This is a genomic window from Maribacter arenosus (assembly GCF_014610845.1).
Lineage (GTDB): Bacteria > Bacteroidota > Bacteroidia > Flavobacteriales > Flavobacteriaceae > Maribacter_A > Maribacter_A arenosus.
The window spans coordinates 662,280-676,598 of sequence record NZ_JABTCG010000002.1 but is presented as its reverse complement, the minus strand read 5'-3'; the positions used below and the strand labels follow the sequence as shown (position 1 = coordinate 676,598).

2 protein-coding genes are annotated in these 14,319 nt (G+C 45.9%); both read right to left on the bottom strand.

The features are described from left to right. Nucleotides 1–11,643: SprB repeat-containing protein (locus HPE63_RS08055; protein WP_188313737.1), on the bottom strand; the 11,643-nt coding region annotated here is incomplete at its 3' end. 521 nt (nt 11,644–12,164) lie between these two features. Further along, nucleotides 12,165–14,315 (bottom strand): PorP/SprF family type IX secretion system membrane protein, encoded by a 2,151-nt coding sequence (locus HPE63_RS08050; protein WP_188313736.1) that lies wholly within the window; start codon nt 14,313–14,315, stop codon nt 12,165–12,167. Nucleotides 14,316–14,319 lie beyond the last annotated feature (4 nt).

The window sequence follows — 14,319 nt, the reverse complement described above, 5'->3', positions numbered from 1 at the left end:
CACGCTGTATTCAAGTGGCGCGACACCCGTACCCACTACATCAAAAGTGTAGGACGTACCGTTGGATGTACATTGGTCCGTGGCGTATACTGGGGCCGTTACCGTAGGCATAGGATCTTCGGCAATAACCACATCGATCATTTGCGGACAGTTGTTCGCATCGAGCACGTATACGTCCCAGTTTAAATTGGTTGCAGGATTGAGTATGGCAAAATTATTTGCCGAATAATCCCCTGCCAAAGGGGCAACCCCGTCTTCAACGAATGCATAGGTATAGCCGGGAGTCCCGCCACTTGCCGATACGGTGACCTGTGCGCCGATATTGCAATTTGCATTGATATTGGAATCTTCGACTAGGCTTACAACTGCACTAGGCGACCCTATGGTGATCGTATTGGAGATATCGTCACAGAATGGTGTATCCATAGCGATTACCTCTACATAGAAGTTTCCTGCAGGAAGTCCTGATATCGTTCTTGGGTTTACAGAAGTATCGGAAGCTATAGCACCGGTTATTGGTGTTGCGGCCGCATCGAATATCTGGTAGGTATAGTTGCCCAGGTAATTGTTCACTTGTATCGAAAGCTCCCCATCGGAGTCCCCGAAACAGGTCACCGGGGTAACCGCTGTTGCGATGGCTTCGATTACATCGTAAGGCGCAACGGTATAAGGCAATGTTGTAAAATAACATCCCGTAACGTTATCGGTCACCCTGAACGTATAGTCCCCTGGGGCGGTAAGGTCAAAGTCGGCCGTCTGGCTTGCCAAACTCTGGACCGGTCCACCGGGCAATAGCTCGAAGGTGAAGTCGCCCGATCCGCCGGTCACCGTTACACGGGCCGTTTCATCATTGGCACAGGTTATTGCTGTTATTTGGGCAACTGTCACATCGGTCATGGTAGGCAACGGATCGATGGTAACGTTCGTTGTGTCCAAGCACCCGTTATCGTCCCTTACGGTGACGGTGATGGTCTGTGAGGCACCGGTATCGGTTATGTTGAACGTATTGGAGGCAAAGAAGTCCGTTCCGTTTATGCTATAGGTATAAGGGGCCGTGCCTGTAGTTGGTACATCCGCCGTAAGCACGGATACACTTACAGAGTTATCGGCCGCACAAGCAAAATCGGTTGCACTGGCAGTTGCCACAAGCACTGTTGGTTCATCAATAGTTACATCTTGTACGTCCATACAGAATCTTCCAGAGGTAACCCGTACTTTGTAATCGTCGGCAACTAGGTTCGTAAATATATTACTAGTCTGTACCCCGCTACGCGGTATAAGACCGGTTATATCAAATAACTGATACGTATAGGGAGGGTTGTTCATTCCCGCATCCAATGTTACTGTTATGCTTCCGTCAGAGCCTCCATTACAGGAAACATCCTCCTTGGTCCACGTGAACGCAACCGCAGCAGGCACTTCCAAAGTAATGTCTATATTGGCGTCACATCCTGTGGCCAAAGTATCGTAAACAAATACACTATAGTTATCCGGATCCAATCCAGGAAAGGAGGGTGACAATTGGGGTCCCGCAATACTTGCTCCTAAGGAATCAAATAACTCATATTGGTAAAGACCAGAACCTCCATAAGCGACTACATCTATTCTGCCATCACCACCTAAACAGGTTGGTTGAACAATTAGATCCGCGGATAATGAGGTTGGGGTATAGATATCAATATTTACACTATTTCCACAACCATTTGAATCCCTAACTTCCACCGTGTGATTTCCTGAGTTTAATCCGGTAAAATCATATGTACTTCCAGCACCAGCGAGGGTTACCGCTTGATATGCCCCGCCGTCCAAACTTAGGAAATAAGGCTGCATTCCAGCGTTGATCAATTCAACTTCGATGGTGAAATTACCTTCTGTAGTCGCACATTGATTAGTTACGGTTAAGTCTATAACTGGGGTTGGGTCTTCATCTACAGTAATAGGCGCCGAGCGTATACAGTTATTTGCATCTTTAACATAAACGATATAATCTTCAGCATCTGCATTGAAAAAGCCTGTCGTATTGGTTCCCGTCCAAGTAGCAACTGTTGGGGCTGCTGCAGAGGCCAATTCCAATTGAAATTGGTAAGGGGTTTGTCCATATCTGGCGGTGGCCGTAATAGTTCCAGAATTTAGGGTACAACTATTGGCATTTGTTGCCGTGGCTGTAATCTCCAATAAAGCAGGAGCCTGTTCTATTATAAAGCTGTCGGAGGCATTGACACACCCTGCATTAGGACCATCAAATTCCGTAAATAGGATATAGTATTCATTTGGCGCAAGCCCCGTTAAAGTTTCAGTTCTAGGAATTGTTGGCACCAATGGGGTGTAACTTCCTGAAATACCAGTAGAAGTATTAGTTACAGCGGTAAAAATTTCATAATCAACCCGAGTTCCACCGTGATCGCTAAAGGTAAATTCTACAGACCCATCTACAGATCCAAAGCAACTTACATTGGTCGTGGCGTCTACAGTAGACGTTAAGCTTGAACTCGTTGAAACTGGGACAGTTCCTTCCTGTACATATTCACAACCTGTATCCGAGTCATATACGATAAAGGTATAGGTGACCCCAGGAGTAAGCCCTGTAAAATTATGGGTGTATGGGGGTGAGCCGGGACCTCCATCCTGAATAAACCAAGATGGGCTAACCGCGCTCCATGCAGGAGCAGGATATATAGCGAAATAGAATGTTCCTGTACCTAGTGTACCGTTGCTGGCGGCTGCTTCCACGAGCATCTCGCCGCTACCTGGAAGGCAGCCCGCGGCACCAGTGGTTGTGATTAGCACATCAGGCCCGGTGGTAATGGTAACTGTTGATATATTTTCGCAACCATTACTATCTACTACACGAATTGTATAGTCCCCAAAATTAAGGCCTGAAAACGTGTGGTCATTTGTTCCTGATGAGGTATCATATGAATCGGTATATGAATAGTCAGTATTGTTTATTTCATATATATAAGTCGAGGTACCACCCGTGGCATCTACTGTAATGGTGCCTAAGACATTTGCGGAGGCAGAACAAGATAAATTAGTGTGGGTAGTATTGGGGTTTATTGCACTCGGCTCTGTTAATGTTTGTGTTGTTGTTACAAAACAGCCTTTATCGTCTGTAACGGTAATTTGATAATCCCCTGCAGGTAATCCACTAGTCTGACTGCCATAATCGGTGCTGGTAATCGTTTCAAAAATATTTATTGTAAATGGAGCAACACCTACACTTGTATCGATAACAATGTCCAAAGATCCGGAGTTGTCCCCATAACATAGAACATGGGTCGGTGTTACACTAGAAATAACCGGTGTGTCAGCCGCAGTAACGGTAACAATGCTAGTTTGGGTAACACAACCTTGGGTATCGGTTATTCTAAATTGATAGGTTCCTGCTGTAGCAGTGCTATAAGGGAAACCACCTAAATAGGCCACATATCCAGCGCCATCGACATCTATTTCATAGGTATAGGCGGGATATCCTCCGTTTACCGTCACATTGATTTCGGCATTAGGACTTAGGGTACAGTCAAGATCCTTGGTAAGTACGGCGTCGGCCGTAAGTTCTGGTTCAATCGTGAATTGTATGTTATCGGCACACCCAAAACTATCCATAACCGTAAAGTCATAAATCCCAGGTGTTAGGTCTGCAAAAGTATTGGATGTTTGGGTAGAACCCCCATTCAAACTATAGTAATAAGGGGCCACACCGCCGGAAGCACCAACAACAATAGTTGCCAGGCTGGTCGATGTATAGCACAATGTCGAAGCTGCGGTATCAATACTGGCCACTGGATTGGCCGGAGCCGTGATATCGAAGGTATCGGTAACGGTACAGCCACCTGCATCGGTAACGCGGATGGTATGTGTGCCGACCTGGTCGAGCCCTGTGAAGACGTTGCTTGCCTGTGGCCCCAGGACCACTGAATCGGGCTGTTCCAGTTCATAGGAGTACCCTCCCCATCCGTCGGTGGCCGTTATGGTCACCGAGCCGTCGGCGTTACAGGTCAATGGGCCCACCGCGAAGGTGAAGGCCAATGCCGTTGCAGGCTCACTGACGGTAACGGTTGCGGTATCGGTACAGTTGGTGGTATCGTCGGTTACCGTAATGGTATAATCACCGGCCAAAAGACCGCTGAAGTTAAGGGGGTCCGTGGTTATGCCCGATTGTGCGGGGATGGCCGTAGGCCCTGTCACGGCGAAGCTATAGTTACCGCTGAATCCGGTCACGTCGTACCGTATTGCGCCGTCGGCACTGCCCACACAGGATACGTCCTGTGTCAATGCACCGGACACATTTATTTTTTGTACTGGGTTTACGGTATAATTTTCGTCATAGGAGCATCCTTTGTCATCGGTGACCCTGAACGTATAGGTATCCGGGGCTAGATTGTTGAATACGCCTGTTGCATTTGTCGCTATGGAGGCAGCCGGGGCAATGATCTCATAGGTTATCGCTCCGCTTCCGCCTATTGCCGTTAAGGTCACAATAGAAGTCTCGGACGGACAGTTTGCGGCCGTACTGCTAAAAGTGATATCGGTCGGTGGATCCAAGGCCGGGACATTTACGGGAATGGTCGCAAAAGTACATCCACTGGCATCACGTACCGTAATAGTGTAATCCCCATCGGTAAGTCCTGAAAACTGTTCGGCCCCGACTCCAGAAACGAAGTTGACCCCATCAATACTGTATTCATAAGGAGCGGTACCGCCACTTACATTTTGGGCTTCGATAATGGCGTCTTGCACACAGGTATAAGGCTGTGTCAATACCGCATCGGCGCTCATTGGGTTCGGGGCCGTTAGGGTAACACTTCCGTTGAAGGTACAGCCTTTGCTGTCCTGAACGGTATAATTATAGGTACCGGCGATAAGCCCCGTATATACGGTCTGGTTGGATAGCCCGGCCCCGTCAAAATCAACCTGGTAGGGCGCGGTCCCGAAATTAGGGTCAATGATTACCTCCACACTGCCATCGGCCGCCCCGTCACATGTTGGGTTTGTGGGATTGTTCGTGGCGACGGGATTCGTGATTGGATCCACAACTATGGTTGTTTGGGCGGTACAGCCTTCGCTATCGGTGATCAAGAAGGTAAACGAACCGTCCGTCGCAGTGGTATAGTTAAATGTATTGCCCACAACAGGGACACTGGCACCACCGTTCACCTGATAGGCAAAAGCGGCATAACCTCCATTAATGGTGATATCGATGATCGCATCCGGGGAAGCGGTACAGTCGAGTTCTTTGGTAAGAACGGCTGATACCGTAAGCTGTGGCTCAATGGTTACCGTATTCGAGGTCGCAGGACATCCATAGGCGTCGGAGACCACGACGGTATAGGCGCCCGGGGCCAGGTTATTGAATACATTTCCATTTTGCGCCGGGGCACCGTTAAGGCTATAGGTATACGGTGCGACCCCACCTGTGGCATTGGCGGTCAGGCTCACGCCCGTTGCAGGATCATAACATAGATCCGTCGTCGGGTCCAGGGTAATGCTCGGATTGGCCGGAGCCGTGATATCGAAGGTATCGGTAACGGTACAGCCACCTGCATCGGTAACGCGGATGGTATGTGTGCCGACCTGGTCGAGCCCTGTGAAGACGTTGCTTGCCTGTGGCCCCAGGACCACTGAATCGGGCTGTTCCAGTTCATAGGAGTACCCTCCCCATCCGTCGGTGGCCGTTATGGTCACCGAGCCGTCGGCGTTACAGGTCAATGGGCCCACCGCGAAGGTGAAGGCCAATGCCGTTGCAGGCTCACTGACGGTAACGGTTGCGGTATCGGTACAGTTGGTGGTATCGTCGGTTACCGTAATGGTATAATCACCGGCCAAAAGACCGCTGAAGTTAAGGGGGTCCGTGGTTATGCCCGATTGTGCGGGGATGGCCGTAGGCCCTGTCACGGCGAAGCTATAGTTACCGCTGAATCCGGTCACGTCGTACCGTATTGCGCCGTCGGCACTGCCCACACAGGATACGTCCTGTGTCAATGCACCGGACACATTTATTTTTTGTACTGGGTTTACGGTATAATTTTCGTCATAGGAGCATCCTTTGTCATCGGTGACCCTGAACGTATAGGTATCCGGGGCTAGATTGTTGAATACGCCTGTTGCATTTGTCGCTATGGAGGCAGCCGGGGCAATGATCTCATAGGTTATCGCTCCGCTTCCGCCTATTGCCGTTAAGGTCACAATAGAAGTCTCGGACGGACAGTTTGCGGCCGTACTGCTAAAAGTGATATCGGTCGGTGGATCCAAGGCCGGGACATTTACGGGAATGGTCGCAAAAGTACATCCACTGGCATCACGTACCGTAATAGTGTAATCCCCATCGGTAAGTCCTGAAAACTGTTCGGCCCCGACTCCAGAAACGAAGTTGACCCCATCAATACTGTATTCATAAGGAGCGGTACCGCCACTTACATTTTGGGCTTCGATAATGGCGTCTTGCACACAGGTATAAGGCTGTGTCAATACCGCATCGGCGCTCATTGGGTTCGGGGCCGTTAGGGTAACACTTCCGTTGAAGGTACAGCCTTTGCTGTCCTGAACGGTATAATTATAGGTACCGGCGATAAGCCCCGTATATACGGTCTGGTTGGATAGCCCGGCCCCGTCAAAATCAACCTGGTAGGGCGCGGTCCCGAAATTAGGGTCAATGATTACCTCCACACTGCCATCGGCCGCCCCGTCACATGTTGGGTTTGTGGGATTGTTCGTGGCGACGGGATTCGTGATTGGATCCACAACTATGGTTGTTTGGGCGGTACAGCCTTCGCTATCGGTGATCAAGAAGGTAAACGAACCGTCCGTCGCAGTGGTATAGTTAAATGTATTGCCCACAACAGGGACACTGGCACCACCGTTCACCTGATAGGCAAAAGCGGCATAACCTCCATTAATGGTGATATCGATGATCGCATCCGGGGAAGCGGTACAGTCGAGTTCTTTGGTAAGAACGGCTGATACCGTAAGCTGTGGCTCAATGGTTACCGTATTCGAGGTCGCAGGACATCCATAGGCGTCGGAGACCACGACGGTATAGGCGCCCGGGGCCAGGTTATTGAATACATTTCCATTTTGCGCCGGGGCACCGTTAAGGCTATAGGTATACGGTGCGACCCCACCTGTGGCATTGGCGGTCAGGCTCACGCCCGTTGCAGGATCATAACATAGATCCGTCGTCGGGTCCAGGGTAATGCTCGGATTGGCCGGAGCCGTGATATCGAAGGTATCGGTAACGGTACAGCCACCTGCATCGGTAACGCGGATGGTATGTGTGCCGACCTGGTCGAGCCCTGTGAAGACGTTGCTTGCCTGTGGCCCCAGGACCACTGAATCGGGCTGTTCCAGTTCATAGGAGTACCCTCCCCATCCGTCGGTGGCCGTTATGGTCACCGAGCCGTCGGCGTTACAGGTCAATGGGCCCACCGCGAAGGTGAAGGCCAAAGGTGTCGCAGGCTCACTGACGGTAACGGTTGCGGTATCGGTACAGTTGGTGGTATCGTCTGTGACCACTATTGTATAGTCGCCAGCGGCAAGCGCGGTAAGGTTGATGGTCGTGACGGACTGGCCCGTTACGGAAGTTCCGCCATTAATCGTATATGAGTAGGTGCTAGAAAAACCATTTACAGTAAAGTCCACGGCCCCATCGGTAGCTCCTAAACAAGTCACATTATTAATCAAAGTTCCTGAAACAGTTATGGGATTTACAGGTGCAATGGTAAAGTCTTCTGTATAAACGCATCCTTTGTTATCAACTACCCTGAACGTATAGGTACCGGGAGCAAGATTATCAAAAGCAGCGGTATTTCCGGAAATGGATGTCGCTGCGATTACTGATGGCGCAATGATATCAAAAACAAATGGTGTATTTCCGTCAACAACAGTTACTGTTACGTTTGAAGTCTGTGCAGGACAGTTTGGAGCTGTTGATGAAAAGGTTAAATCACTGGGTTCGTTTAGTGGCGCAACGGTTATTGCAGGCGTTGGGAATACACAACCGTTGGCATCCCTAACTGTAATGGTATAGGTGCCATCTGTAAGTCCTGAAAACTGTTCGGCCCCGACTCCTGAAACGAAGTTGACCCCGTCAATACTGTATTCAAAAGGAGCGGTACCGCCACTTACATTTTGGGCTTCGATAATGGCGTCTTGCACACAGGTATAATCCTGTATTAGTGCCGAATCGGCGGCTAGAGCATTCGTGGGCGCACTTATGGTATGACTTTCAAAATAGTCACAGTCAGCACTCCCTTTTCTTTGATTTATTACAATTTCATAATCGCCAGAAGCCAATCCAGGAAAATATCCGGTGGTATTGGTGCTGATGGCATTGGCGACATTATAATTAGCCGGGTCGAAACCTACTGCATCGAATAAATAAAAAGTAAGCTGATACCCATTGCTACTAACAAGATTGAATTCTATTGAACCGGTTGAATCCCCAAAACAAAGTACATCTATTACAGAAGTAGCATTGAACTCAGCTGCAGGTTGAAATTCGATGGTCACGGTATTTGAAATAGCATGACAACTATTTCTGTCAATAACAACGAAGGTGTAATCCCCTGGATCAAGAATATCGAAAATAACACTTGTTTGAAACTCAGAAGGTGGAATGTCATTTATGCTAGGATACGATGTTATGGTTGTACCAGCCTCATCAACATATTCCCAAATAGCGTAGGTATGGGGTGTTTGACCACCATTTGAATTCATTTGAATATTCCCTTCCTTACAGGTTATATGCTGAGAAATCTGTGCGGTTAATTCCAGGTCATTTTCGTCAATAATGGTGATTTGTTCACTGTAGGAACAGCCATCATCGGTATTTACATAGGCAATATAATCACCGGGATTTAAGCCTGTGAACGTAAAATTGTTGCTGGTTTGCGCCAATTCGTCATCGACCAATGTGCCTAAGCCGCCATTTGAACCATCATCCAACCTGATTTCATAATTATAATTGGCATCGGCATTGGTGACCTGAATGGTGGCCGTGCCTAAAACAGTACAGTTTGCCGGGGTAATATTAACATTGTATTGCACATCCCTTTCCACAATCCCAATAACGGGGGTTTCAAAGATACAGGCCTCGTCTATGGGCACACCTGCATTGTCCAATTGGGTAACCTGTATCCTGTACGCTCCGTTCTCACCTGTTCCAAAATCAAAACTTGGCCCATTGTTGGCGCTAAAGGGGATTACTATATTACCAGTGGCATCATCTACCAATTGGTAACCGTAACCAGCACCTAAATTGGTAATGGTAATGTTTCCATCCGTAGTACAAATGATATCATTATTGTTATATAGGATATCCAAGGTGTTTTGGAACACATTGAAGTAAAAACGACTTGTACATCCATTTTGATAGGTAACCGATAGCCTATATTTGCCCGCGCTTGATACTAAATAATTATTGCCAGCGCCTTCATTGTTCCATGTGCACGTAAGGTTTTTATTGGCGCAGTCATCTCCTGAAGGGGCGCAACTACCTTCATCCAATTTTTCCCAAACAAGACTTTGTGCATCAAGGATGTTGATCTGCAATTGACGCGTATCACCAATTCCACAAAGAAATAATTTTGGAAGCAGATCGTTGTCGATACTACATTGTACGATTTCCCCAGCCAAATCATTTGATGGATCGGAATCACTGTTTACATCATTAAAATATTCGATGATAGGATTTGGTATTGTCCCAGATCCATAGGGCACAACAGTTATGATTTCCTTAAAACCTTTACAAGGGTCAGCGACGATTTTATCAACGATATAAGTGCCAACAGTGGTAACCGACATGGTGCTTGGATCATTGTCAGGATCGCCATCGGTTATTACGGTATCTGTGGAATCGATCTGATTATTACCATTATCGTCACGTACCCAAATATATTCATCGAAATTATCCCCCGCATCCAAAATGGCCTGGTTACCACAAAGTTCCACGGTACGTGAAAAATTACAATCGGAAAGATCGTCCAATAGAAAGTTGGTAGCTCCTGGCACAACAAATCCGCAAGCATCAAAATCGGTTACACTTGGGTCATCCGTAATCACAGCTGTGTTTTCCACACCTTGATAGGTAGAATAGGCCAAATTTTGAATCAAGTCAGAACACGCATCGATAAAATCAAAGCAATTCTCGGCGACCTTTACACGCATACGTATTGAATAGGGAGTAAGTCCCTGTTCTACCAGATTGTTGGGAATAGTAAATACCACCTCATGGGTAGTAGAATCATAGGTATAGGTTACCCCCGTGGGTAAGGTCATGTCCGAAGGCGTAAATGTTGTTCCGTTAGGCGGGGCAACGTTTACTGGTAGTATATCCCGTATCGTATAATTATCAACATCATCATTTCCGATATTCTGAAAGGTAAGCACATAGTCCAGGGTTTGACCAAGATGCACACCTTGTCCCGTAATATCAACACCCCCCGGGGTATTCACCTTTTTCTCCAAAACGATGTTAGGCTCAATAATCTCTACATCGAAGGAAGCGAAGTAAACATCGTATTTGTCCTGGGTAGAACTAAGTCTTAAAATAGCACTCGTGGCATCGTTTGGTATAACATTATTATTCGGTTGGTTGGTCACGGGAAATAGGTCAACGTCCCACCCCAAAGTATTGACACTATTCGGGTTTCTGGCAGTGAATAAATTGGGGTCGATCGAAATGTTCGAATTAAAAAAGTTGTTGGCGGGATTCACCGTACTATTCAATTGCGTGAACGAACCATTTGCATTGATTTCCAAGCCATCTCCTGGTATTCTATTATCACCTTCAAGAGCACCAATAGCTATGTTTGCATTTACACTGAATGGCGCAGGTAATGTCGTAAATCCACTTACTGGAATATCAACATCCGGAGCTGCCGATGCAATCCCCGCATACCCATCAAAAGTGGTGATATACTTACTGCCAGGAAGATTCGGGTTTTCATAGACTACTACCATGGTCCAACCACCGGAAACACCACCAGAGATACTGCTACCCGAGCTTGCCCGCACATTGGCCACAAAATAATCCCCATCAGGGTTTGCCAGGCCGGAAACAATTGAAGTTACGTCTGCATAGCAAGCGTAGGGGCTATAATACCCAAAATCAAGATCGCCATTCCCATCAAAAAGAATTTCATCGGCAGTGATATCCTGATAAGCGCCTCCGGGCACTTGAAATTTTACATCATCGATATTGCTCCTATCATTGTTCACATAAACAGCGGACCAATAGAGTCCTGCATAGCGCACCAATGAACAATCCTCATCAGGCACATCCAAGGTTGCGCTACTAGAGCTAAATGTAGTTGGGTCACTATCGACATCAATATATTGCATATTAAGATTGTCGTTATAATCCGAAGAGTTTCCAGTCAAGTCATAAGGATCGTTTGGACTCTCTGCCGGTACCCAGGTTGCCTGCGGATTCCATACCCATCGTCTTCCCCTTCTTTCCCATGCCCCTTCCCAATGTGCATCGACTTGTCTGTTGACAATGTTGTTTGCAATAAAGGTTAGCTCACCTCGTATGTCGGCTTGATACCGTACATCGAAGTCATTTTTTACTTGGGAAAATGTTGTAAAAACACCTAGAAAGAAAAAAAACGCTACTAAAAGAATTGGGGTCGACTTTATTTTCATTAGGTACGTAAGTTTGGTCTTAACGGTTATGTGCAATTTTGGTTTCCGTTTTGTTCAATGCTAAATATTCAGAAAATGTTATATCTGGAAACTAGCAATAACAAATATTGCCTATAAATACTACCAGTAAAATTTAATGTTGTGGTATACGGTAGTTATGTTGTGAAATGCTAATTATGCAAGGTTTGTAATCGTGGAATGTATAATTTAACCACAACTCCCATTTTTATGGGAAAAAACGAACGTTTTATCGATCAGATAATGCATAAAAGAGAAGGCAAAAAGCCTCCTAGGGGATGGCGATAAAGGCTTAATAGATAATTGAATGGATTAGCAAAATAGCCAAAAACAGACGGGATTTATTAGGTCTGGAAGATGGACTATTTTTTTATTGTCATATAGATTTGCAACCTGCAGCTTTTAAGAATAAGGGCATATTTGGAAAGGCTGGCTTTGGTCTTCATAGATTCTAGGCTGAAACATATTTTATGTCGGAACCATATTCCGCGGTTTTATCTCCTCTAGGCCATCCGATTCGGTGTTACTCGCATAATCCACATTTTGTCGTTATAGGAATCGTTTAGCTTCGTATAATAAGAAATGAGGGCATTGTTCCAGGATTGGTGGCGTTTTAGATACACGTACCTGTAATTATTCTCCGGGTTTATAAAGTAGCTGGCACTTAACCCATAAGAGTTCAATAGCTTTACAAAACGATTTGCATTGTCTGGATTAGCAAAAACATTGGCAATCAAATAATAACCAGAATCTACCCCTTTCATAATCCGGGTTTTTGGTTCCTGATTATTGGCGGCAACCTTATCCTTTACAATAACATTTTTTTGAAGTACATCTGTGTTATATTTGGAGGCTTTCGCCTTTATCTTGTTGGTATTTTCTACGTACGCTTCGTTAGTGTAACGATTGTCAACATTCATGATCCACGTTTCACCATTATATTTCCCATCGAAATGACTATTATGTGCATCAACAGCTTCTTGCCAAGTGTTGTAACGTTCCAGATAGACATATTTAAGCCCGTTATTCGGATTATCGATATAATCGGCAGAGATGCCCTTTTGTTGGAGACCGTCAATAAACTTGTTCATATATACCCCACCTTTATATACATTGGCCACTACATAATAACCGTCATCAACACCTTTCAAGTCTCGGAATTTTCGGTTCTTAACACTGTGCTCACGAAGCTTTCGTTCGGGGGCAACACTAGCGACCTTATCCTTTGATGCTGTTGGTGGCGCCACCTTCGTTGTATTGGCCGTGGCGACCGCATCCTTCACTTTAGGAGATGGTTCGGCGGTATCAAAAACGGCTTTGTTATCGTTTTTCGATTCTTGCTTTTTCGCCGCATTATTGTACTCATCAGTATATTTAGTTGCAGCGTCTTTAGCCCTACCATCGTTGCTTGGGTTATTGGCCGCGATAGCTATATCGGTATCGTCCCCTAGGAACATTTTCTGGGCCTTTTCTTCTAAATCGGGTCGCTCCCCATTGGTTTCGTTACGGACCATTCGCATGACCATTTCAAAACGCTTTTGTAAGTCCTCTTTGCGATTGGCCTCTAAAGAATCCTGTCTAAACATCAATTCTTCAATGATGGCATCGTTTTCGGCTAGTTTCCTCTTAAGTTCTTCCAGATCTTCATTACTGGCCATGGCATCTTCCCCAACCTCGTCATCGGTCTCAACCAGTTGATTGTCATTTTCAAGTAAAACACGGTCTTCTGTCAGATTAGGCTCAAAGGAATAGGCAAAAGAGATTTCATGGGTTACTCCAAAGTTGTCAAAATTGTTAGATAGTCCTTTTTCCATGGTATATCCTAAGGAGAGTCGCTTGCTTAGATTGAAACCAACACCGGCAGACGCACCATAGAAGCTATCATACCCCCCTTGGACCCAACCTAATTTTGGAAGGTCAAGAATTAAACTACCTCCAAAAACAACATCGTCTTCCCCAACCTTGCGGGCCCTGGCCAACGGCATCAAGCGTCCACTTTCGAGAATACCAGTAGTGTTTTCGAATTCATGTGTATATTGTAAATGCCCTGAAAACGTCTTGTCTGCGAAAGAGGTTACCGATTCGCTGGTCTTTAGGTTATAATCAAAGAGGTTTTCTGCAAATAAACCAAAATCGAACTGGCCGTAAGAAATATTGAAACCTGGTTGAAAGGAAAGTAAATTACTATCTTGAAGTCCTGCAAGGAATGGATCCTCTTCTACGGTAGTTACACGATTCTGATCAAAACCACTATTGTAATATGAGACATTGGCTCCAAAAGTGAAATTGCTTTTGTCACTTAATTTAACACCATAGGCATAATTTGCCAATACCCCAAAATTGGTTACAGTACCTTCTCTTTGTGAGTATAAGCTCAGACCCAGTCCGGTTCTATCACTGATTCTACCGCTGTAGCTTAAGAAATAGTTTTGGTTATTATCATCAAATTGTACCGATTGGTTTCTATGTAAAAGATTTATGTACGAGACATTTTCCCTAACCGTTGAAAATGTTGGGTTAATCAAGAACCTGTTATATTTCAACAAATTCTGTGAAGGCACGTCATAAGTTACAAATGGCGAGTCTTCTTGGGCATTGACCTTGATCAATGCCATAATAAGTATGAGCAAACATATAATTCTATTCTTAACCATTGTA

Bases quoted from the DNA above. Each gene is read 5' to 3' on its own strand.
- HPE63_RS08050 (WP_188313736.1), bottom strand. From the start codon at position 14,315: ATGGTTAAGAATAGAATTATATGTTTGCTCATACTTATTATGGCATTG.